At 32.0% G+C, this 22,737-nt stretch carries 19 protein-coding genes; 9 read left to right on the plus strand and 10 right to left on the minus strand.

Going from position 1 to position 22,737, the window contains the following annotated elements; all coding sequences use genetic code 11:
* Positions 1-101 precede the first annotated feature (101 nt).
* Positions 102-725, minus strand: coding sequence for a TetR/AcrR family transcriptional regulator (locus tag DW1_RS02835; protein ID WP_074349127.1), 624 nt, complete (start codon positions 723-725; stop codon positions 102-104).
* Between the two features lie 284 nt (positions 726-1,009).
* Here DW1_RS02835 and DW1_RS02840 point away from each other — a divergent pair, with 284 nt between their 5' ends.
* The 3 genes from DW1_RS02840 to DW1_RS02850 all read left to right on the plus strand — a co-directional run bounded on the left by DW1_RS02840 (position 1,010) and on the right by DW1_RS02850 (position 3,624).
* A complete protein-coding gene (locus tag DW1_RS02840; protein WP_074349128.1) occupies positions 1,010-1,303 on the plus strand; it encodes an iron-sulfur cluster repair di-iron protein, ric in 294 nt (97 codons plus the stop codon).
* A 123-nt stretch (positions 1,304-1,426) separates the two neighbouring features.
* Complete coding sequence (locus DW1_RS02845; protein ID WP_074349129.1) at positions 1,427-3,280, plus strand: heavy metal translocating P-type ATPase; 1,854 nt, start codon at positions 1,427-1,429, stop codon at positions 3,278-3,280.
* A 116-nt stretch (positions 3,281-3,396) separates the two neighbouring features.
* Positions 3,397-3,624, plus strand: coding sequence for a heavy-metal-associated domain-containing protein (locus DW1_RS02850; protein ID WP_074349130.1), 228 nt, complete (start codon positions 3,397-3,399; stop codon positions 3,622-3,624).
* Between the two features lie 76 nt (positions 3,625-3,700).
* Here the strand turns inward: DW1_RS02850 and DW1_RS02855 are convergent, their stop codons facing one another.
* Positions 3,701-4,321 carry a response regulator gene (locus tag DW1_RS02855; protein WP_074349131.1) on the minus strand — a complete coding sequence of 207 codons (621 nt, stop codon included), beginning with the start codon at positions 4,319-4,321 and terminating at the stop codon, positions 3,701-3,703.
* A 23-nt stretch (positions 4,322-4,344) separates the two neighbouring features.
* On the minus strand, positions 4,345-5,406 hold the full coding sequence (locus DW1_RS15640) for a sensor histidine kinase (protein ID WP_074349132.1): 1,062 nt from the start codon (positions 5,404-5,406) through the stop codon (positions 4,345-4,347).
* A gap of 213 nt (positions 5,407-5,619) precedes the next feature.
* On the opposite strand from DW1_RS15640, the gene DW1_RS02865 reads away from it, so the two are divergent.
* From DW1_RS02865 to DW1_RS02875, 3 genes are read left to right on the plus strand one after another with little or no spacing between them, the layout of a single operon-like run.
* Positions 5,620-6,552, plus strand: a complete 933-nt coding sequence (locus DW1_RS02865) for an ABC transporter ATP-binding protein (protein ID WP_074349133.1) — start codon at positions 5,620-5,622, stop codon at positions 6,550-6,552.
* 13 nt (positions 6,553-6,565) lie between these two features.
* Positions 6,566-7,720, plus strand: coding sequence for an ABC transporter permease (locus DW1_RS02870; RefSeq protein WP_083605497.1), 1,155 nt, complete (start codon positions 6,566-6,568; stop codon positions 7,718-7,720).
* A complete protein-coding gene (locus DW1_RS02875) occupies positions 7,707-8,873 on the plus strand; it encodes an ABC transporter permease (RefSeq protein ID WP_074349134.1) in 1,167 nt (388 codons plus the stop codon). Before DW1_RS02870 ends, DW1_RS02875 begins: the two co-directional genes overlap by 14 nt.
* Before the next feature lie 40 nt (positions 8,874-8,913).
* Here the strand turns inward: DW1_RS02875 and DW1_RS02880 are convergent, their stop codons facing one another.
* From DW1_RS02880 to DW1_RS02890, 3 genes are all read right to left on the minus strand, one after another.
* Positions 8,914-10,512, minus strand: coding sequence for an amidohydrolase (locus DW1_RS02880; RefSeq protein WP_074349135.1), 1,599 nt, complete (start codon positions 10,510-10,512; stop codon positions 8,914-8,916).
* A gap of 341 nt (positions 10,513-10,853) precedes the next feature.
* Positions 10,854-11,348, minus strand: coding sequence for a rubrerythrin family protein (locus DW1_RS02885; RefSeq protein WP_074349136.1), 495 nt, complete (start codon positions 11,346-11,348; stop codon positions 10,854-10,856).
* A 39-nt stretch (positions 11,349-11,387) separates the two neighbouring features.
* On the minus strand, positions 11,388-11,822 hold the full coding sequence (locus DW1_RS02890) for a Fur family transcriptional regulator (RefSeq protein ID WP_074349137.1): 435 nt from the start codon (positions 11,820-11,822) through the stop codon (positions 11,388-11,390).
* A 297-nt stretch (positions 11,823-12,119) separates the two neighbouring features.
* Here DW1_RS02890 and DW1_RS02895 point away from each other — a divergent pair, with 297 nt between their 5' ends.
* Positions 12,120-13,589: a protein adenylyltransferase SelO gene (locus tag DW1_RS02895; RefSeq protein WP_074349138.1), complete on the plus strand. Its 1,470-nt coding sequence runs from the start codon at positions 12,120-12,122 to the stop codon at positions 13,587-13,589.
* Between the two features lie 54 nt (positions 13,590-13,643).
* Here DW1_RS02895 and DW1_RS02900 read toward each other — a convergent pair whose 3' ends face one another.
* The 4 genes from DW1_RS02900 to DW1_RS02915 form a co-directional block, all read right to left on the minus strand.
* Complete coding sequence (locus tag DW1_RS02900; protein ID WP_083605498.1) at positions 13,644-15,032, minus strand: MATE family efflux transporter; 1,389 nt, start codon at positions 15,030-15,032, stop codon at positions 13,644-13,646.
* Positions 15,033-15,177: 145 nt separating this feature from the next.
* Positions 15,178-17,466 carry a transglutaminase domain-containing protein gene (locus tag DW1_RS02905; protein ID WP_074349140.1) on the minus strand — a complete coding sequence of 763 codons (2,289 nt, stop codon included), beginning with the start codon at positions 17,464-17,466 and terminating at the stop codon, positions 15,178-15,180.
* Entirely contained in the window at positions 17,459-18,664 is a 1,206-nt protein-coding gene (locus DW1_RS02910; protein WP_074349141.1) for a DUF58 domain-containing protein, read from the minus strand. Before DW1_RS02910 ends, DW1_RS02905 begins: the two co-directional genes overlap by 8 nt.
* Positions 18,661-19,599 carry an AAA family ATPase gene (locus tag DW1_RS02915; protein WP_074349142.1) on the minus strand — a complete coding sequence of 313 codons (939 nt, stop codon included), beginning with the start codon at positions 19,597-19,599 and terminating at the stop codon, positions 18,661-18,663. Before DW1_RS02915 ends, DW1_RS02910 begins: the two co-directional genes overlap by 4 nt.
* A gap of 251 nt (positions 19,600-19,850) precedes the next feature.
* Between DW1_RS02915 and DW1_RS02920 the strand changes: the two genes are divergently transcribed.
* Complete coding sequence (locus DW1_RS02920; protein ID WP_074349143.1) at positions 19,851-20,930, plus strand: ArsR/SmtB family transcription factor; 1,080 nt, start codon at positions 19,851-19,853, stop codon at positions 20,928-20,930.
* 17 nt (positions 20,931-20,947) lie between these two features.
* Positions 20,948-22,737, plus strand: a 1,790-nt coding sequence (locus tag DW1_RS02925) for an ABC transporter ATP-binding protein (RefSeq protein ID WP_074349144.1), incomplete at its 3' end; no start/stop codon positions are given.

Raw genomic sequence — 22,737 nt, forward strand, 5'->3', positions numbered from 1 at the left:
TTCTATTGTCAGATAAGAAATGCCTCCTTCAAAAACTAGTACATTTATTAAACAATAGTGAACTTAATATTTTAACTATAGTTTTTAATTTTTTCTCTTTACTATTTGATTTTATTATTAGCTATTCTTAAAACTATTTCATTAGAGAAAAAGTTAATTAGGTTATGTCTTTGTTCGTCACCTATATTTTTTTCTACAATTAGCTTTACGATAAGACCTAAGGTTGATACTGTAATCATCTGTGATGTTAGCTCAATAGTATTTTCATCAATTTCTTCATTTTTATATATGTCCTTTAAACAATTAAATAAGGCAGATAAAGCAGGCTTTTTCTTTGATGCACCTTTAAATAATGAGGATGTATGATTCAAAGCTTCTATAGAGTCACTTAGTTGAGCTGCCATGAACTCATCTGGCATGGCTAAGGCTGCTTCTATATAATTTTTAGTCATTTTGCTCAACACTTTTTCTGGGGAAAGCCCTTCAGTGTCTATGGAGCTTACAGCTGTAACAATTTTCTTATAACCTCTCTGCATTACGTAGTTAAGTATTTCTTCCTTGTCTTTGAAATAGTGATAAATAATAGATGGTGAATATTCAATTTTCCTAGCTATTTTTCTAATAGATAGTTGCTCAATACCTTCTGTACCTATAATATCGCTAGCTGCTTGGAGAATTAGCTCCTTCATTTCCTTTTTTTCACGCTGTCTTCTACTTTCAATCATTGCTTCACTCCTTAATTATTGTACACTGTTCTAAAGTTGAACAACGTTCAATTTTAGGTTAATATTTTATGGAACAAATGTCAATATAGAATTGGCAAAATTTTAAATTTTTTATTTTTTTATAGCTCGTTTAATTGAATACTTTAGTTCACGAAAGAACAAAAATATATACTGAGTATATTGTAAATTTGATTCAAATCATTTTTTTTGAAGCATATCCATGCTAATATATATTTAAAAGAATCAGTAAAAACAAACAATAAAGGGAAAGTGAGGCATATATTATGATAATGTTTAATGAAGTAAAAGAAAAATACTTTAAAAGACTAGAACAATTTGTACCAATTGTAGCACGTGTTCATGGAGGAACTCACCCAGAATTCCATGATGTACACAAATTATTTAGTGAAATCAATGCAAAAATAAAAAAAGCAGGAGCAGAAAAACCAGAATTAGATAATGAATTCAAACAACTACGTGAAATCACAGGTAATTATACTGTTCCAGGTGATGTATGCGAAAGCTATGAAGCTGTATACAATATGCTTGCCGAATTAGATAAAGCATATCATCATTAGATAAACCTTCTTTTCCTCTCGTATTAATGGTTTTGTAAAATAGGCAAAAACTTAAAGAGAGGAAAGGAAATGAAATCAAGTCATTCAAGAATCGAAAAATAAAAAATAGAAAGGAGTGGAATCATGCAACGGCAAATTTTAAGTAATAAAAATAAGATTGTACTATTCAGTGGTATTTTAATTGCTGTTGGATTTTTAAGTAAGTGGACCATGGACAATATTTATATTTTTGAATGGTCATTGATAATTGCATCTATTTTAGGTCTAGCTCCTATTGCTATACAAGCAATTCAAGCTTTAAGAGTAAAGGTAGTAAGCATTGATGTACTAGTTACAATTGCAGTTGTCAGTGCGTTTTTAATTCAGAACTATGAAGAGTCAGCAATTGTTACCTTTTTATTTTTATTTGGTGCCTTTTTAGAACAACGTACATTAAATAAAACTCGTTCTGCCATAAAAGAATTAACAGAAATGGCACCAGAGAGTGCACTAAAACAAATGGGAAATGGAGAATTTGAAGAAGTTGAGGTTGATGAAGTAGATGTAGGTGATGTTCTACTTGTTAAAACTGGTGCAAAAGTTCCTGTTGATGGGACAGTTTTATCTGGAGAAGCTAGTATTAATGAAGCTAGTATTACAGGAGAGTCTCTTCCTGTCAGAAAGGAAAAGGGCTCAAATGTATTTGCAGGTACAATCTTAGATAATGGAACTATTCAAGTTGTGGCTGACCGTGTAGGAGAAGATACAACATTTGGTAAGATTATTGAACTAGTAGAAGAAGCACAAGACTCAAAATCAGAAGCGGAACGGTTCATAGACCGTTTTTCCAAATATTATACACCAGTAGTTCTTGTTTTATCCTTTATAGTATGGTTATTTTCACGAGATATTGAACTTGCAATTACTATTCTAGTTTTAGGATGTCCAGGTGCTTTAGTTATTGGTGTACCAGTATCTAATGTTGCAGGTATAGGAAATGGAGCACGTCACGGAATATTATTAAAAGGTAGCGAAGTAATTAGAGATTTCAGCAGATTAGATACAATGGTATTCGATAAAACTGGTACCCTAACAGTAGGAAACCCATCGGTTGCAGAAAAAGAATATTATGGAGATGAGATTGATGAAGTATTAGGATATCTTGCAAGTGTTGAGCGTGAATCAGACCACCCATTAGCAAAAGCAGTATTGGAGGAAATTGGAGAAACCACATTTTCGCCAGTTGAAAATACAGAAGTTATAAAAGGTGGCGGAATTGTAGCTAAAGTTAATGGGCACAGAATTGCTGTTGGAAATATTACCTTAATGGAAAGAGAAAATGTTGAACTTGATGAAAAAGCAAAAGCAGATGTTGAAAGCCTCGAAAAAAATGGGAACTCACTAGTGCTAACTGCTGTTGATGGAAAACTAAAAGTCTTGATGGGTGTTCGTGACCAGATACGTTCAGGCGTAAAAGAAGACTTACTAAAACTAAAGAAATTAGGGGTAAAAAAACTTGTTATGTTATCAGGTGATAACCAGGGGACAGTAGACCTGGTTAGTCGTGAGCTAGGTTTAACTGAAGCACATGGAAACATGCTGCCTGGAGATAAATCAGTATATATTAAGAAGCTAATTGAAGAAGGGCAAATAGTTGCTTTCGTTGGAGATGGTGTCAATGACAGTCCTTCACTAGCTTTAGCAAATATCGGTATAGCCATGGGAGGCGGTACAGATGTTGCTATTGAAACATCAGATGTTGTTCTGATGAATTCTGACTTTAGCTGTTTACCACATGCCCTTGGATTAACAAAAGCTATAGCCAGAAATATGAAGCAAAATATTTTTATAGCTGTAGGAGTTGTATTAGTATTATTAGCCAGTGTATTATTCAGTGAGTGGATGAACATGTCAATAGGTATGCTAGTACATGAAGGTAGTATATTAGCAGTTATTCTTAATGGTATGAGATTATTACGTTATAACTTAAGAAAATAACTAAGTAAAAAATTGACTTGAAATTAAAGGTTTATTAAAAAAATAGGATATAATTAAACTAAATAGACAGTATGAAAGAGACTTACCAAAATTTTTTGATGGGAGGAGATTATAGTATGAAATCAGCAACAATCCAATTAGAAACTTTAGCATGTCCATCATGTATGCTAAAAATTGAAGGTGCGCTTAAAAGTTTAGATGGTATAGACCAGGATACAGTAAAAGTATCATTTAACTCAAGCAAAGTGAAAGTGGATTTCCAGGAAGATAAAGTTTCAATCGATGAAATCGAAGATTCAATTAAGAAACTAGGTTATGAGGTTATAAAATCAAAAGTAAAATAATAGGCCCTTTAAGAAGGAAGCAACTTAGAATAGAAATACCCGTTCTCTAGATTATCAAAAGGACGGGTGTTTTGATTTACTTATTTTTGTAATAAAATATAGCAAGCTGTGTCCTATCTCTGAGGTCTAATTTGGATAAAATAGTAGATAAGCTATTTCTAACAGTACCCTCGCTTAGATACAGCTTATTAGCTATTTCTCTATTGCTGAGGCCTTCAGCTACAGCTGTGATTATTTCTAATTCCTTTTCTGTAATACCATACTTTGAAAAGTCAGTAGTTTCGCTTCCATTAATTAAAGACGGGATTTTCGAGACAATGTCATCGCCGAAAACGCTTTGTCCCATAAACACAGCCTTGAGTGCAGGTACAATACATTCAAAGTTTTGCTTAATTATATACCCCTTAGCTCCCATCCTAAGTGCTTTAACTATATACTCATCATCTGAAAAAGTAGTTAGAAATAATATCTTTGCATTTTTATCTTTATTTAATATAGCTTCTCCTGCATCAATTCCAGACATTAACTCCATTCTTATATCCATTAACAGAATATCAGGATTTAAGCTATTATAAAGCTCTATAGCCTCTTTTCCGTTATGTCCTATACCTACTACAGAAATATTTTCTTCTGCTTCTAGTATAGTTTTAAGAGCCAAACATACTAAGTTGTCATCATCCACTACCACTACTTTCATTTTGCTCAATCCTTTCAATGTGCTTATTTTTTAGGTATTGAAATAAATATTCTAAATCCTTTGTCTGTGCTAATATTAACATTGCCACCTAATGATGTGACCCTATCAGTAATATTTTTTATTCCGATGCCATTTTCACTATTGTAGTTACAAGGAGAACCATTGTCTTTTATAATCAATTGATAAAGTGAAGGATGTTCACGTACTGTTATAGAGGCCTCAGTAGCATTAGAATGTTTAATAATATTTGATAAGGCTTCCTTTGTTATAGTAATGAAGCAATTTTTGATATCCTTTTTTATATTTGATTCTATATCATAATCAAAACTAATAGGACAAAAATTAAAATTTTCAATTAATTTTTGTATCTCTGTATGTAAATCAATAGCTTTTTCGTGTAAGTTATGTACACTATCACGTATGCTATCCATTGCCTCAGAAAGGGTATCTTTTATAACTACTAGACTTTCTTTTGTTTTGTCATCCTTATTGATTGCTAGAAGTGCACCGATTTGCAATATACATCTTGATAGTAAATGTCCTACATTGTCATGAATATCTCTTGCTATCCTATTCCGTTCAGTTAATGTTGCAAGGTTTATTTCATAATCCTGCTTCTCTAGAAGTTCCTTATTTTGCTTTTCCAGCTGCATTGATATTTCCTTAGCATTATCTCGGAGTACATGATAATCTTTTTCAAGAATTTGAAGTGAAACGGTACGAGATTTTAGAACATATGTAAAAAGAATAAAAGCTGCTATCAATAGCCTTGATTCAGGTTGAACTTCAGTAAAATTAAGAATAAGTGGAATAACTGATAATGCCCATAACCACTTAGGATCCATAAGTACTACATCGTAACAGAGCAATGGGACTAAGAATAATAAAGCTGGAATAAACAAGCTAGCAATTATATATATGACAAAAATAACAATAGTAATAAATTGCTTTTCAAAATAGCTTATTATAGCACTACAGATTATGGTGGCTAGTATTGGTACGATCATATATGGACTATTTGTATTGGAAACATAAAAAGCCAATAAAACAGCTAAGATAATAGCTTTATCAATTAATCTCTTCATTTCTCTAAGCTCCTATTTATAGGATAAGGTACATATAAATTCTAGCATTTCATATTATGGACTTCAAGCTTATTATGACATTTGTCATGCATAACTTGGAGTTCATTCACTTATTAATTTCATTTATTTATTTTATTATATATATAAGGTAGTATGAATTGATTATAAAAACTTTTTCATATGAGTTTTAATTATATAATTGGAGGGAGTACTATGGTTATAAAGGTTAAAAACCTAGTAAAAAGATATGATGATTTGATTGCATTAGATCATTTAAATCTAGAAGTAAAAGAAGGTGAAATTTTCGGACTTCTGGGACCAAATGGTTCTGGCAAAACCACAGCAATAAATTGTATATTATCACTATTGAAATATGATAAGGGGACCATAGAGATTTATGGCAAGCCTATGACGCCAGATGCCTATGATATTAAAAGGAATATAGGCATTATCATGCAGAATGTTGCAGTTTTTGAAGAGCTAAATGTTTATGAGAACATTGATTATTTCTGTGGGATGTATATTACAGATAAAAAGAAGCGGAGAGGGCTTGTAGATGAGGCTATAGACTTTGTTGGACTTAAGGATTATAGAAAGTTCTATCCCAAAAAGCTAAGTGGTGGATTACTTAGAAGATTAAACATTGCCTGTGGAATTGCTCATAAACCTAATCTAATCATTCTAGATGAACCTACAGTCGCAGTTGACCCTCAAAGCAGAAACAACATATTAGAAGGTATACAAAGACTTAATAAAGAGGGAGCAACAATAGTTTATACTTCCCACTACATGGAGGAAGTTGAGGAAATATGTACAAGAATAGCCATCATGGACAAAGGCAAAATAATAGCTACAGGAACTAATGATGAACTAAAGGATATGATAAATTCTGGTGAAACTATTACAATAGAAATTTTTAAGTTTGATAAAAACATATTAGATGATATTAGAAAATTTCCGCATATTTCATCTGTTGATTTTAACGACAGTTTACTAGTTGTAAAATCAAGTAAAGGAAAAAATAACTTAGTGGCTTTGTTAGACTATTTAAAATCTAAAAACATTCCTATTGGAAAAATTTATTCTGAACCACCTACATTAAACGATGTGTTTCTAGAAATAACTGGCAAAGAGCTTAGAGATTAAAGGGGAGGATATTATGTTTATACATAACTACCTATACAGGTTAAAATGTATAGTAAGGGATAAGCAAATTATGTTCTGGACACTACTATTTCCTATAGTTTTAGCTATATTGTTTAATTTGGCCCTTAGAAATATACACAGTACAGAAAATTTTACTGAAATAAAAGTGGGAATAGTTGATGACGATGAGTATAGAAAGAATACAGCTTTTATCAATGTAATTGAAGCTGTATCAAGCTCTGACAATAGCACAGGTACAAAAAATCTATTTCATGTTATCTATACATCAATGGAAGAAGCTGACAAACTTCTTGAAGATAACAAAATTAAAGGCTACATTTATTTTGAAGATGAAATAAAGCTAGTAGTAAAGAAATCTGGTATAGATCAGAGCATCATAAAAGGATTCATAGACGATTTTGTTCAAACTAGTTCTACAGTTTTGACAATAATAAATAAAGACCCTGATGCAATTAATGATGGACTATTGAATAATGTAGCAGATAGAACTGACTACCTTAAAGAGATCACTGTAAGTAAATCAGCTCCAAATACTTTTGTAAACTACTTTTACACATTAATTGCTATGGCATGTCTATACGGAGGCTTTTGGGGATTAAAGGAGGTTACTGCTATCCAAGCTGATCTTTCTCCACAGGGAGCAAGAGTTAGTGTAGCACCTACTCATAAGGTAAAGTTGTTCTTAGCATCTATGCTGGCTGCTACTACTGTGCAATTAGGGGTGATAGCTGTTTTACTAGGCTATTTGACTATAATATTAAAAATTGACTTTGGAAATCAACTGGGATATATAGCATTAACTTGCATAATAGGCACATTTACAGGAGTTACCTTTGGAACTTGTATTACCACAGTAGTGAAAAAAAGTGAGGGACTTAGAATAGGAATTCTTATTGGGCTTTCTATGATTATGTCATTTTTATCAGGAATGATGTATGACAAGATGAAGTATATTGTCAGCACAAAGGTTCCTATATTAGGTTATATTAACCCAGCTAACTTAATAACTGATAGCTTTTACTCCTTATATTATTATGATACTCATACAAGATACTTCAAAGATATTGCCTTACTTTGCATTATTGCAGGAATTTTTAGTTTAATTACTTATTTGGTAATAAGGAGGCAGAAATATGCAAGTCTATAAAGCCTTTTTCAAGATAATTCTTAAGAATTTAAGTCAAATAATAATTTACTTTGTAGTCTTTATAGGCATCACGACAATACTTGCGAGTTCTAGTCCTAATACTGTAGCTACAGACTTTACTGAAGCAAAAGTCAATATAGTATTAATAAATCATGACACTAATTCAAAATTAGTTGAAGGTTTGAGAAAGCATCTCAGTCAAAATGCAAACATTAAAGATATACCAGATGATACTCAAAAACTTCAAGATGCTCTGTTTTTTAGAGAGGTAGAATATATATTAAGAATTCCAATGGGATTTACAGAGGGATTGCTAAGTGAAAAGCACATACAAATTGAAAAGACTGTAGTACCTAATTCAACAAGTGGAATATACATTGATAACATAATTAATAAATATTTAAATACAGTCAGAACTTATAATAATAGCATAGAGGATTTAACTGAGGAAGAGCTTATTAGCTATGTTGAAAAAGATCTAAGCAAAAAAACTGATGTTAAGATAAAATCTTCTGTAGAGGAAACTTTTTTGATTGAGAAGCGTGCGCATTTTTTTAACTATATGGCCTATACACTATTTTCAGTATTAATTTTAGGAGTAAGCTCAGTAATGATTGTCTTTAATGATACAGAGTTAAAAAGGCGTAATCTTTGCTCTCCTATACAACTTAAAGCTATGAGTTTTCAACTAATACTAGGGAATATTACTTATGCGGTAATTGCGTGGTTTACATTGATTTTAATGAGCTTCATAATGTATGGAAGCTACATGTTTACTGCTAAAGGCTTGCTTTTAATATTAAACTCATTCATATTTACTTTAGCAGTCTTAAGCATAAGTTTTTTAATCGGAAATTCTATAAAGAGTAAAAATGCCATGTCGGCAGCTGCAAATGTCTTTTCTCTAGGCTCATGTTTTATAAGTGGAGTATTTGTTCCTCAAGATTTGATGAGCAATACAGTGTTAAAAATTGCAAGCTTTACACCAAATTATTGGTTTGTGAAAGCTAATAATAGTATATCTGGCTTGAATAATATTAATATGACAAACCTTAAACCTATATTCATGAACATGCTGATAGTAATAGGCTTTGCTTTAGCTATGTTAGCAGTATCCCTTGTAGTTATAAAGCAAAAGAGAGTAAGTAATTAGTGATAAGAATAAAAAGGCTAAATCTTTAGCCTTTTTATCATTATCGTTCAAAAACAAATTTTCCATCTATCATTGTCTTTTCTACTTTAATATCCTTAATATAGGATTCATCTATGGTAAATATGTCACTATCTAATACTATTAAATCAGCAACGTAGCCTGGTTTTAACCTACCTTTAAAGTCCTCTTTAAATTCATTGAAAGCACTTCCTATTGTATAGGCATCTATAGTATCTTCAATACTCATTTTTTCACTTGGGTTGAATCCGCCTTCAGGCTTACCATTAATTCTCTTTCTTGTAACAGCACAATAAATATTAGGGAAAGGATTACAGTCTTCTACTGGCGCATCAGTACTGAAGCTTATTGGAGCACCTAGCTTTTTTAGAGTATTAAATGCATAAGATGTATTTGCTAATTCCTTACCAACACGGTCTTCAACAATTTGTGTATCATAATCTAAAAAAATGGGCTGATACATAACAGGGATGTTTAGTCTAGCTATTCTCTCTAATTGGTCCATGCTAGTAATCTGACAATGAACTATTCCATGACGAAGAGGGTTCTTTCCATCCTTCATAGTTTTATCATATGCATTTATTACGCTTTCTACAGCACCATTACCAATTGCATGAGTAACTACTGTAATCCCATTTTTTGTGGCTAAGTCACATAAAGCTTGTAGTTGTTCATCGCTCAAAGCTGCTACACCTTTAGTCCCGGGAGCATCCTCATATTCTCTTAACATTAAGGCTGTTCTAGCTCCTAATGAACCATCTTTATATAACTTTAAAGCACCACGTGATAAGAACTTTCCATCATATATTCCTGTTTTAAATTCAGTATCTAGGTATTCTTTGAAAACATTTATATTTTGAAAATTAAATTGGGGATAATATCTTAATTTTAACTTACTATTATTATTTAATTCGTGGATAATTTTAAAAATGTTTTTAAAGTTATCTTCAGAAACATCATTTGATTGAACAGAAGTTATACCTAGACTCAATGCATATTCAGCTGCCCTAATAAAATCTTCCATTATTGCATTATTATCTTTATCAGGAATAACAGAATAGAGTAAGCTGAGGGCATTTTCATTAAATATTCCATTTGGTTTTCCATCATTTCCAAGTTCAATAACTCCACCATCAACATTTGTGTTTTCATCTATACCAAGTATCTCTAGGGCTTTTGTATTACCTACTGCCACATGACCGCATACTCTACTAAAGACAATAGGAATCTCTGTAGATATTTTGTCCAAATCAAAGCGTGTCAATAGGCGCCTTTCACCAGTAGAGAAATAATCTTGGTTCCAACCTCTACCTTTTAGAACAGTCAATCTATTATTTTGCTTAATAAACTTTCTTCCTAACTCTATAACATCATCTACTGACTTTGCTGATGTCAAATTGCATGAGCTCATAAATTCTCCAACGCCTAAAAGATGCATGTGACTATCATTAAAGCCAGGTAAAACAGTTTTCTCTTGTAGGTCTATTATCTTATCAGCGTCATTTTTAAGAATCTCTTCATCAGTACCAACTTCTTTGATAATGCCATTTTCAATGAATATTGCCTGTTGAAAGTTATTTTTCTCAATATAGAACTTCCCATTCCTTAGTATTGTTCTCAAAATACAATCCCCTCCATATAATAGCTTAGTTAAAATGAGACTTGCTTAAGCTTTAAAAAAAGATGAACTAAAAGGGCAACGCCTGATTATTTAATTATATCATTAATTGTGTTGGCATAGAAAAATAAAAACTTCTATATAAGATAAGCTTGAAAACTGAAGACTATTATTAAAACTCAATGATAGAAAGATAGAAAGTTTACATACACAAAATATTTTGGTATTTCTTTCCTAGTACTTATAAATAAAAGAAATTCTTCGGACTTACATCCTTAGAATGACGTATTTTGCAAGCTGTCACTCTGGCGTAAGCGAAGAATCTCTCTTAAGTTAATTATTTACTAGTATTTAATAAATTTTGAACCTGCTACACCACAAATACTACATTTTTCTGGAACATATTTTTCAATGTTTCCACATACAGGGCATAAATAATAGAAAATTTCTTCTGTTGCATCAATATTTTCTAATGCTTCTCTATAAAGCTTAGCATGAACTTTTTCAGCTTCCATGGCAAAAGTAAATGTTCTAATTGCTGCCTTATTTCCTTCTTCTTCAGCAACTTTTAAGAATTCTGGATACATACTCTCGAATTCGTATTTTTCGCCATTTTCTGCATCTTTAAGATTTTCTGAAGTTGATAAGATTTTTTCTGCTACTTCTAAGTGTTTTTGAGCATGTATTGCCTCAGCATCTGAAGCTGCTCTAAATAGCTTTGCTGCGTTAGTTTTTCCTTCAGCTTCTGCTTTCTTAGCATAAGCAGTGTATTTTCTGTTAGCTTGGGACTCACCAGCAAATGCAGCCATTAAATTTTCAAGTGTTTTGTTTTTTGACATATGTATCTCCTCCATTTATTTAAATTTATTTTAATTGACTTAGTTAGATTTATCATTACTATGACTAATACATTTAGGACAAATACCTTTAAAATACACATCTTTATGTTTGATTTTAAAGCCTTTTAAATCCTTAGAATCAAAAGAATCTATATTTATTTCAAAATCATATATAGAGCCACAGGATTCGCATTTAAAATGACCATGACTTTCTGTATCTATGTCGTATCTAGCCTCATTATCCTCTATAGTTATTTGTTTTACCATACCAGCATCTACTAAAGTATTTAATGTATTATATACAGTAGTTTTTGATAGGGTAGGTATTTCATTATGTAAATGGCTGTATATTTGATCTACAGTAGGGTGACATCTATTGTTAGCTACATACTCTAATACTTTAAGCCTTTGATGTGATAGACGTATACTTTTATTTTTCAATTCTCTTGATAAATCTTCGAAATTCTTTTTCATTTAATTCACATCCTAACTTAGTTAAAATAAAATGTATTAGTTTTAAGTCTATAATGATTACAATTTAATTATAATTACAATAATATATTTTGTCAAGCATTAAAATAAAAAATTTTAAAATATTGTGGGTAATTATTGAAGCAAAGGTAAAAGTTCTTGTTAGAGTCATTCTCATTAAGTAAGGGTATAATAATTAGGAGGAGTATTGATAAAGAAAAGAGTCTTGTATATATAGTGAATTAAGGAGAAATAAGCAAAAAACCAAGAGTCAAAAAAATTAGAAAAGGAAAGGATATTATGATAGATGGTAAAACAATACAGAAAATAGGATGGAATTTAGATAATAGTTATTCTTTACTACCAGAAAAATTTTATACAAGAACCAATCCAACTCCTGTAAGTTCACCAAAGCTAGCAATTTTAAATCATGGATTGGCAACAAAGCTGGGTCTAGACCCTTCGGCACTGAAAAATAATGAGGGCATAGAAATACTTGCTGGAAATCAGATTCCTGAAGATGCCTTTCCTATTGCACAAGCGTACGCAGGTCACCAATTTGGTCATTTTACAATGTTAGGAGACGGGAGGGCAGTTTTACTAGGTGAACAAATAACGCCACAAGGAGAAAGGTTTGATATTCAACTTAAGGGTTCTGGCAGGACTCCATATTCAAGAGGAGGAGATGGAAGGGCAGTACTTGGTCCAATGCTCCGTGAATACATTATAAGTGAGGCCATGTATGCATTAGGAGTTCCAACAACTCGCAGCTTAGCTGTGGTGACAACAGGTGATATGGTAATGCGTGAAACAGCATTACCTGGTGCAATTCTAACTCGTGTGGCGGCTAGTCATATCCGTGTAGGTACCTTTGAATTTATTGCAGAATGGGGAACAAGTGAGGAATTAAAGATTCTAGCTGACTATACTATAAGACGACATTATCCCGAAATAGAAGCAGAAGAAAACAAGTATCTTTCCTTACTTCAAGAAGTTATCAAGCGTCAGGCTTCGCTTATAGCTAAATGGCAGCTCGTAGGATTTGTTCACGGAGTAATGAATACTGACAATATGACTATTAGTGGAGAAACTATTGATTATGGACCTTGTGCCTTCATGGATGTATATAATCCAGCAACTGTTTTTAGTTCAATTGATATCTATGGTCGTTATGCCTATGGCAATCAGCCTGATATAGCTGCATGGAATCTAGCAAGATTTGCAGAGGCGCTATTGCCACTAATCCACTCGAATCAGGATAAAGCTATTAAATTTGCTGAGAAAGCAGTATCAAGCTTTTATGAGCTATATTACAATAGTTGGCTTACGGGAATGAGAGCAAAGCTAGGAATATTTAATGAAGAAACAGAGGATGAATCACTTATTGAAAATCTTTTAAATCTTATGCAAAAATATAATGCAGATTACACTAATACATTTCGTGCATTAACCTTAGATAAGCTGTGTGACATGGTTCTATTTGACACAGTAGAATTTGCTAATTGGTATAAAATGTGGCAAAAGAGATTAAGTAGACAAGAGGAAAATTCACCACATCAATCGATGCGTAAAATCAATCCTGCTGTTATTCCTAGAAATCACAGAGTAGAAGAGGCATTAGATGCAGTAACTAAGCAGAGGGACTATAGCGTAATGGGAATACTTTTGAATGTTCTTTCTAATCCTTTTGCTTATTCTAGTGAACAGAATCAATATACTACTTTACCTGAACCATCTGCAAAACCCTATAGAACATTTTGTGGGACTTAATTATGTAAAAAACGAGGGACTTGTTTTCATCCCTCGTTTTATGTGACTTTATAATTACTTTGGAGTTACTAAACTTTTCTTACGCCACTTACCTCTCTTAAAGAAAATTGTAGTTATTATAGCCCCCATTGTCCAAGATACAAGTAGGGAAATAAAAGTAGATTCAGGTCTGCCTGTAGGATAGGCTGCACTTCTTGTAAAATAAGCAATAGTATAAGCAACTGGTACACGCAATATAACAGTAGTAATAAGTGAAATCCACATTGGTGTCATAGTATCTCCTGCACCGCGCATAACCCCAGATAAACACTGTGTTATTGCCATTGCAATATAACCTACAGCAAGAATTTTCATCATATGCATAGCTAAGTCAACAAGTTCCTTTGTGTCAGTAAAAATTCCCATGAGGTACCTGCCAAAAACTAAAATAGTTATAGTAATTATCGTTGATACTCCAACTGCAATCATTGTGCCCTGCTTAGTTCCCTTATCAACTCTATCCATTTTCTTAGCTCCTATGTTTTGTCCTGCATATGTTGTCATTGCATTTCCAAAAGAAAAGTTTGGCATCATAGCAAACCCATCTACACGCATAACTATAACATTGCAAGCTATAACCATTTCTCCAAAGCTATTAGTTAGAGATTGTACAACAATCATTGCAAGAGAAAATATTGCTTGAGTCAAACCTGAAGGTAAACCAAGCTTTATTAACTTAAGAGAGTATTCCTTATTTAATCTCAACATTTTCAAGCCAACATCAAAGTTATTTTTCATCCTCAATAGCTTAAGTAGACAAAGTATTGCTGATACTCCCTGAGCTATTACAGTTGCAAGTGCTACACCTGGAACACCCATATTGAACTTTGCCACAAACAATAGATCAAATCCCACATTCAAAGCTGTTGAAATAAGTAGAAATATAAGTGCTGATAATGAGTCACCGAGTCCACGCAGTACACCAGCAAAGATATTATAATAGGCAAATCCTGCAATTCCTATAAAGAAAATATTAAGATAACCTGTACACCAATCTATAATAGTGTTTGGTGTGTTAAGAAGATTAAGCAAAGGTCTAGTTACTAGAGGACCGACTATCATAATTATTATTGAGGCTATTGCAGTAAGAGATATACATATACCAATAGTATGAGAAAGCTTTTCACGGTCCTTTGCTCCGAAATACTGAGATACCATTATACCCGCACCTACAGAAATCCCCACAAAGAGTACGAGTAATAAGTTTAATATAGGAGATGCACTCCCTACGGCAGCGAGAGCATTGTCTCCTACATATCTACCTACGATAATAGAATCAGCTGTGTTATAAAACTGTTGAGCTATATTTCCAATTAGCATTGGAATAGCAAATTCTACGATTCGTTTCCATGGAGTACCTTCAGTTAAATCTTTAGCTGCAAATAGTTCCTTAAAATTTACCATGTGTAGACCTCCTATTAAAATTATATATATTGTAAGAACTATCATAATCTTAGATGAAATCTAGTTTATATTAATATTAAATGTTTGTCAATTTAGTATTTAAAACAAAAGGGTGTTCCTAAATAGGGACATCCCTTTTGAATGTTTAATTTATTCTATAGCCTTTTTTTACATATTTGCGGTAGTAGTAAATTATAGGATTCCAATAACTTCTAAGACGCTTCTCAAGAGTTTTTCTATACAGTTTTAAATCTAGTACTTCTTCATCTGAAGCTGGAGAAGTACTATACTTGCTTCTTACAAATATATCTGTTATTTCCTGTATTCCCTTTACGTTATGAATATAGAACTTATATGCAATTCGATTTGCATATTCATAGTGAGTTTCGCCATACTCTTGAGGGTAACCTAATAACTCCATAAGCTTGGTTATTTGTTTGTATAGGTATATAATCTTATTATTATTTGATAGCTTGTTTGCTCGCATTTCTTGACAAATATGCTTTGAAAAGCCTATTATAAATCGTACTGGAATTATTAATAGTAGTAGTATCAATAATATATCTGTAATTATTCTTCTAGATATAATAGGTTCATCTTCATATGATCTATCAAATAATGGACCATTCTCTTCATTTTCAAAACCAAAGTTGTCATCTATTATTATATCTCTAGCACTATCTCTAGGAACTCTATCAGGTAGTATTTGATCATCTAACACAGCTTCACTTCTAACCTCAGAAGGTCTGTAGTTTTCCAATCTAGGTTGTATTGGATAAACAGGTGTAGGCTCAAAGGTCATCCAACCAACAGGCTCTATAAAGGCTTCTACCCATGCATGAGCATTTTTCTGTCTTACTTCATATTCTCCAGGTTCATCTGTTTCTTGAGTTAAATATCCTTCAATGTATCTACTAGGTATTCCTTCAAGTCTAAGCATAATTGCCATAGCCGTTGCAAAATAAGTACAATATCCCTCCTTCTCGTCAAACAAGAAGTGATCTATAAACTCTTTGCCTTCAGGGACTTGGTTTACCTCTAAATTGTAATTATAGTTGTTTCTGAGATATTTTTCAATAGCTACAGCCTTTTGAAAGTCACCTTTTGAATCTTTGACTATTTCTCTAACTAATTCTTTTGTTCTCATAGATATTCTGTTATCAGGAACTTGAAGGTATTTACTTAAATTAGCTATGTTTTTCTTGTTTTGAACTAATCCACGAGACACTAGAAGCCCATAGGGAAGTGGTTTTTGCACCTTGACAACATAACTTTCTCTGTCATAAACTCCATCTGGAAAAAATAAAATATTATCATTGCTTACATTTACTACATGATCATCCTTTGAATTTACTTCTACTGCCATATATGGACTAAAGACAGTTGTTGAGGCAAAGGAATGATTTGTGATAGTAATGTATAATTCGTCATAGTAGTTTTTTTGTTCATACTCAGAAAGCCCGCTAAAGTCCTGACCTAACTGATGGTTTCTTAGTGTACCTAATATTGACTGCCACTGGTTTCCTGTATAAGTATGCATTACATTTCCTCTAAGATAAACAGCTTCTTCTGCATATACAGTCATGATTTTTTTATCGCTTAAACTTACTGGTCCACCTAACTTTGAAGGGTTATTTTGGAAGCCAGTAATTGAAAAATCAAATAAGGATGCTTTACCAGATTCTCTACTAGAGCTATTGTTTGAACGTAGGTTTTCAATACCTGGATATATATTATAAACTGTCTGGCTTAGCCACGGCCAATTTACATTTTTGTTGCTTTTAGGCAGCAATAATGCTATAAAAACTATCAAAAGACTATAAGTAGATACTGTCTTTAGCCATAGTTTGATTGAACCTTCTGCAGCATAGTTAGCTGGGCTTTTAGTCTTAGCTCTATTTTTGTAATATTTATCTAGTCCCATATGAAAGAAAAAAATAACTAAGAATATGGATAGAACCCAATATGCTTTATCATAAAAATTATACCAATAGATAATGAATGTTCCTACATAAGGAGGAAGTAGCAGGAAAATATTTTTAAGTTTAAAAAATATAAATGCAGTGAAAAGTGATACAAATATAATTAGAATTCCCCAAAATATCAGCATATTATCTGGAGCTATATTTTCTTTACCTTGTATATTACCTATAATGTTATCAAATAAGAAGAAAATTCTTTCTCCAACAGTAACTAAAATTGGCGAAATGAAACGATGAACTAAAACAGCACCTAGAATAGTCATAGCTATAAGTGAATATAAGAACAATGGATTCAATAGGAAGAATTTGACCACTAGGCTTCCAATGAAGGCTAATATTATTTGCAAGAAAATATTTAGCTCTAATCCAATTCCTAATCCAAACATATATACAAGACAAAATACTAAAGAGGCATAAATAAGGTTATATATGTGTTTTTGAAATCTATCCATTGTAGACCTCCAACGCATCCTTAATATTAGTGGTATGATCTAATATATATATAGGTATACCTTCTTGATTAAACATTGCTTGAACTTCTTTGTCAATGTTTTTCATGTCATTTTCTGTATCAGTAGCAAGGATAAATAGTGGATTAAAATTTTTAGTCCTTAATTGAATACCTATTGAGCCCATACCTTTGCTAAGATTTGGAGTAATGAATATAACTGTTGAGCCTTTCTTAATCGTCTCAATTCTAGACAAGAGAAGGGACTTAAAGTCAAAAGCACCATTACCTTTAAATCTAGCTAAAACTTCAAGAAAGGCTTTATAGTCAGATTTTTGCTGACCTTGTACCATTATGTATTTGTAAGAATCTTGAGTTTCCAAACTAACATCAATGCCTTGACTTAGACAATAACTTACTATACTAAGGGCAGAATCTGCTATTTTATCTTCCAAAAGTCTATCTATATCATTAATAAAGTATTTTGATTCATTATCTAAAAATATAGTAGCATAAGTGTCTCCATAGCTTTCAAATTCTTTAATTATAGGAGTATCCTTTTTTGCAGATAGTTTCCAATGTATGGCTTTGACAGGATCTCCCGCCCTATATTCCCTTAAGGAGGCAACTCTACTTTTATCCTGAAAGACAGAATTCTGTATTAGAGCTTCTCCAGATTGGTGACTAGAAGTTATTCTAAATGTTGAAAGATTAATTACTTTTGGATAAACCAAAAGAGAGATATTGCTACTAATTTTCTTCCTAAAAGAATAAAATCCAAATACATCACGCACTATTACAGTTATCTCACCAAGTTCATAATAGCCTCTTCTTTTTAAAGTTATTGTTTCTTTATGAGTAAAGGTTTCATTTCTTTCTAAAGATAAAGCCACATTAGGAGAGCATATTCCTGTAAGTTGCCTTGAAATATCACTATGAATTTCTACATAAGGGATGGTAAAAAAGCTATGGTTTGTTACTTCGTACTCTATATTGATGTCTTCACCTGCAAATAATGATTCACTCGGTATCTTAACATAGCCCTTTAAATATTTAAGAACAATTAAACAATGAATAAGAGGCAAAATAAAGGTAAGTAGAAGTATATAGAATAAAAAATAGGGCATAGTGCCTCCTACAAAAAGTACAAAAGCAAAAACAGTTACCAAAATTAATATAGGAACAGTTTTCAACCTAATCATTTCATACTCACCGGCACATACATGCGACTTAGGACTTCTTTTAGAACTTCTTCAACACTCTTTCTTTCGATTTTAGCTTCAGGTGAAAGTATTATTCTATGTCCTAGTACAGAAGTTACCATGCTTTTTACATCATCTGGTATAACATAGTCTCGACCTGCTAAAAATGCTTTAGCTTTTGCAGCCTTTAATAAGTCAATAGAAGCTCTGGGACTAACTCCTAGTTGCAAATCTCTAAAATCACGCGTAGCATTAGATATACTTACAATGTAATCGATAATGTCATCATGGACTGTTAAGTTATCTACAATAGATTGCATATTTAATATATCTTCCTGTGAAGCAACAGGCTCTATAAGGTTAAGTTTTTTTATAGACTGATAGTTTTTAAGTATTTCTATTTCATAGGATTTATCAGGATAGCCAAGTGATAGACGCATTAAGAAACGGTCTAGCTGTGCCTCTGGTAAAGGAAAAGTACCCTGATACTCAAGTGGGTTTTGAGTAGCCAATACCATAAAAGGCTTTTCTAAAATATAATGTCCTTCTTCAGTAGATACCTCTCCCTCCTCCATAGCTTGTAAAAGACTAGACTGAGTTTTGGGAGAAGTTCTATTGATTTCATCAGCTAGGAAAATTTGATTGAAAATGGCACCTTTCTTAAATGTAAAAGCTCCTGTATCTTTATCGTAGATACTAACTCCTATAATATCTGATGGCATCAAGTCAGGAGTAAACTGAACTCTTTTATAAGATAAATTCATACTCCTTGCAAGGGTCTTAACTAAAGTTGTTTTACCTACCCCTGGCACATCCTCTATTAATAGATGACCTTTTGCAAGAATAGTGATCAAAACCTTTTCTAAAACATCATCCTTACCAATAATAACTTTTTTTAGATTTTCTAAGATATCTAAAGCTTTTTTATTATCCATACTATCCCCCCCGTTTCTGAATTGACACAAAATTGAAAATAATCTTATTATTATAACTATACCATTTCTTGTATTATTTAAAAGAGTTAAATGCAATTGTTTCAAAAATTTAAAACAATAAAAGACGATACTTTTCCTATATAGCATTTTATGAACTCATAAAAATCTTATTAGATGAACGTGAAATATATTTGACAATTATCTAATATAATGTTATATGTTAATTAGAATGTAGAAAGGAGAGAGTCATAGTGAATTACGTTGTTCATAATGAGCCTAACTGGTTGTATGAAGCAGCTACATGTATTTCAGAGCAAGACTCAAAAAATGAAGAGCGAGTAATAGAAAATCATAATAAATTTGGAATGACAAAAGAAGAAATGACAGGCTATTTTAAAAAACATATGACTTATAAAAAAGCAGTATTAAAAGATATTCTCCCTATTTACAACCGATACTCCTCACAAAAATGGTTATTTCAGAAATTCGAGCTTGAAATGGATGATGATTTTTGTCTTGGAGTATCTATAATAGCCTTTTGGGGAAATAGGGCAAGCCTTGATATGAGTAACACTGATATTGATAAGCTCATGGTTGAATATTTAATAAGTACCATTTCAGATTATTCAACTGACACTGATAATAAGGAGATAATCGTAAATAGTCTTTCAGATTTAGTAGATGTACTTAATAGAACTAGCATGGACGATGCCTTTAAAATGCATTTGATAAGGCTATATCACAATAGGCATAACACTATTAAAGAGCTGTTAGAAATGCTTCTTTTATGTGTGCCTATTTGTCAAAAGCATTTCCATATTATTAAAGAAGATTTTGATAAATCCTTAGAAGTATTAACTAAGGCAGAGGATTTAGAAAAATTGTTTGATAAATCTGTAGGTATAAAAATAAAATCACATGTTGATTGTAACATCTACTTGACAATTTTTAATTTTAACAGGTTTAGATTAGAGCTCAACGACGATATCAATAATTATTATCTAGGACTTTACTTTCTTTCTTTAGTAGATTTAAAGGAAAAAAATCGATTCAATGATAATGACATGATTGCCGACTTAAAAGCTCTAGGAGATACTACAAGACTTAAGATAATTCGTATTCTTTCAGAGAAGAAAATGTATACGCAAGAATTAGCTGAAATTATAGGATTAACACCTGCAACAGTATCACATCATATTAGTATTTTATTGAAATCTGATTTGATTTCAGTAACAATTGGGGATGAAAATACAAGAAAAGTATTTTATGAAGTAAATGGTTCTAAGCTGGAAGAAATGGGCAACTCAATAAAAAGTTTAGCAACAAATTAAAACGGGGAGGAGTATGTATGAAGGGAAAACTCAGCTATCCTCTATTTAAAACTATAAAGCGCTTACTTAAAAATGTAAGTGTTCAAAACAAAAAGATATATCTGTATTTTCTTATATATACTATAACAGCTACTATATATCCATTTTTCTCAGTTGTGCTACCTAAGCTCCTAATCAGAGAATTATCTCTAGGAAGCAGAGCGGCTATAGAAAACATTATTACTATTATCTTGGGATATTTACTATTAACAGCAATTTTTGGTTTTATACGAACATATATAAAGGAGTTTGCTAATCCTCAGATTACAAGGTTAAGGATAGATTATATCAGGGATATGTTTGATAAAATTGTAAGCGTTGATTATAAGTATATGGAAGACGCTACATTCTTTGAGGTCAATGGTAAAGCTATGGAGGCTACTAGCGGTAGTGGAAATGGTGTAGAAGGAATGTATGACAAGCTATTTGTAACTCCTTCGATGGTCTTGACAACATTGGCTTTTGTGGTTTTTATAGGAATGCTAAATATTTTCATACTATTAGGTTTATTTCTAAATATTTTAGTATCTATGTGGATTAGTAGAAAAGTTCATAACTATAGATATAATAAGCGTCAGGATTTGACCCATGCGGAAAGAAGAAAGTATTATTACTATACAACAACTCACGATTTTTCCTATGGAAAAGACATTAGGATTTACAGCTTTAAGGACAGGATATTACACAACTATTCTAAAGAAATTATGGGATATATTAATATACATAGGATGATAAAAAACAAGGAATTTACACTAGGATTCTTAGGACTAATTACACTTTTATTAAGTGATGCAGCTACTTACGGAATACTCATATATAAAACAGTACATGGTATGTCAATAGCAGATTTCTCAATGTATCTCGCAGCTATAGTAAGCTTATCACTTCTTATGAAAACACTACTGGAAAATATTACCTTTATCATAAATGAAGGTCAATATGTACATGACTTCTATGAGTTTATGAGTAAAGACTTAGGTGAAAAAGGTGGAGAAAGAAGGGCAATAGCTAACGATACTCTTGAAGTTGAATTTAAGAATGTAAGCTTCAAATATCCTAATACAGAAAAATATATATTTAAGAACTTAAACTTGAAAATCAATAAAGGCGAGAAGCTGGCTATTGTAGGGATTAACGGAGCAGGAAAAAGTACACTCATTAAGCTAATGACAGGGCTTTTTGACGTTACAGAAGGAGAGATTTTAATAAATGAAATACCTATAAAGGAGTTTAATAAAAAGGAATTATTCTCAATGTTTTCAGTAGTATTTCAGGATATTAACATTCTTGCTTATACAATAGGAGAAAATGTTGCATGTAATTCTGATAATATAGATGAAAATAGGGTTTTCACAGCACTTGATAAGGTTGGACTTGGAGAAAAGGTAAGAGGGTTCTCAAAGGGTCTTAATCAAATGATGCTTAAGATAATTGACGAGAATGGCACAGAGTTTTCAGGTGGTGAAAACCAAAAACTTGCCATTGCAAGAGCCCTATATGAAGATGCCAATATGGTAATAATGGATGAACCAACTGCTGCATTAGATGCATTGGCAGAAGCAGAAATATATGAAAACTTTAGTGAGCTAGTTAAGGGGAAAACAGCTGTATATGTATCTCATAGATTAGCTAGTACCAAGTTTTGTGACAATATAGCCCTATTTGATAATGATGGCTTAAAGGAATATGGAAGTCATGAAGAACTTATGGAAAAGCGTGGTAGTTATTATGAGATGTTTACAATACAGGGCAAGTACTATAATGAAAG

Source organism: Proteiniborus sp. DW1, from assembly GCF_900095305.1.
Taxonomy (GTDB): Bacteria; Bacillota; Clostridia; order Tissierellales; family Proteiniboraceae; genus Proteiniborus.

Excerpts from the sequence above, each read along its gene's own strand:
- DW1_RS02905 (WP_074349140.1), bottom strand. The coding sequence starts at position 17,466 with ATGGATAGATTTCAAAAACACATATATAACCTTATTTATGCCTCTTTA.
- DW1_RS02870 (WP_083605497.1), top strand. The coding sequence starts at position 6,566 with ATGTTTATACATAACTACCTATACAGGTTAAAATGTATAGTAAGGGAT.
- DW1_RS02850 (WP_074349130.1), top strand. The coding sequence starts at position 3,397 with ATGAAATCAGCAACAATCCAATTAGAAACTTTAGCATGTCCATCATGT.
- DW1_RS15640 (WP_074349132.1), bottom strand. The coding sequence starts at position 5,406 with ATGAAGAGATTAATTGATAAAGCTATTATCTTAGCTGTTTTATTGGCT.
- DW1_RS02845 (WP_074349129.1), top strand. The coding sequence starts at position 1,427 with ATGCAACGGCAAATTTTAAGTAATAAAAATAAGATTGTACTATTCAGT.
- DW1_RS02890 (WP_074349137.1), bottom strand. The coding sequence starts at position 11,822 with ATGAAAAAGAATTTCGAAGATTTATCAAGAGAATTGAAAAATAAAAGT.
- DW1_RS02855 (WP_074349131.1), bottom strand. The coding sequence starts at position 4,321 with ATGAAAGTAGTGGTAGTGGATGATGACAACTTAGTATGTTTGGCTCTT.
- DW1_RS02915 (WP_074349142.1), bottom strand. The coding sequence starts at position 19,599 with ATGGATAATAAAAAAGCTTTAGATATCTTAGAAAATCTAAAAAAAGTT.
- DW1_RS02885 (WP_074349136.1), bottom strand. The coding sequence starts at position 11,348 with ATGTCAAAAAACAAAACACTTGAAAATTTAATGGCTGCATTTGCTGGT.
- DW1_RS02895 (WP_074349138.1), top strand. The coding sequence starts at position 12,120 with ATGATAGATGGTAAAACAATACAGAAAATAGGATGGAATTTAGATAAT.
- DW1_RS02835 (WP_074349127.1), bottom strand. The coding sequence starts at position 725 with ATGATTGAAAGTAGAAGACAGCGTGAAAAAAAGGAAATGAAGGAGCTA.
- DW1_RS02865 (WP_074349133.1), top strand. The coding sequence starts at position 5,620 with ATGGTTATAAAGGTTAAAAACCTAGTAAAAAGATATGATGATTTGATT.
- DW1_RS02900 (WP_083605498.1), bottom strand. The coding sequence starts at position 15,032 with ATGGTAAATTTTAAGGAACTATTTGCAGCTAAAGATTTAACTGAAGGT.
- DW1_RS02910 (WP_074349141.1), bottom strand. The coding sequence starts at position 18,664 with ATGATTAGGTTGAAAACTGTTCCTATATTAATTTTGGTAACTGTTTTT.
- DW1_RS02840 (WP_074349128.1), top strand. The coding sequence starts at position 1,010 with ATGATAATGTTTAATGAAGTAAAAGAAAAATACTTTAAAAGACTAGAA.
- DW1_RS02875 (WP_074349134.1), top strand. The coding sequence starts at position 7,707 with ATGCAAGTCTATAAAGCCTTTTTCAAGATAATTCTTAAGAATTTAAGT.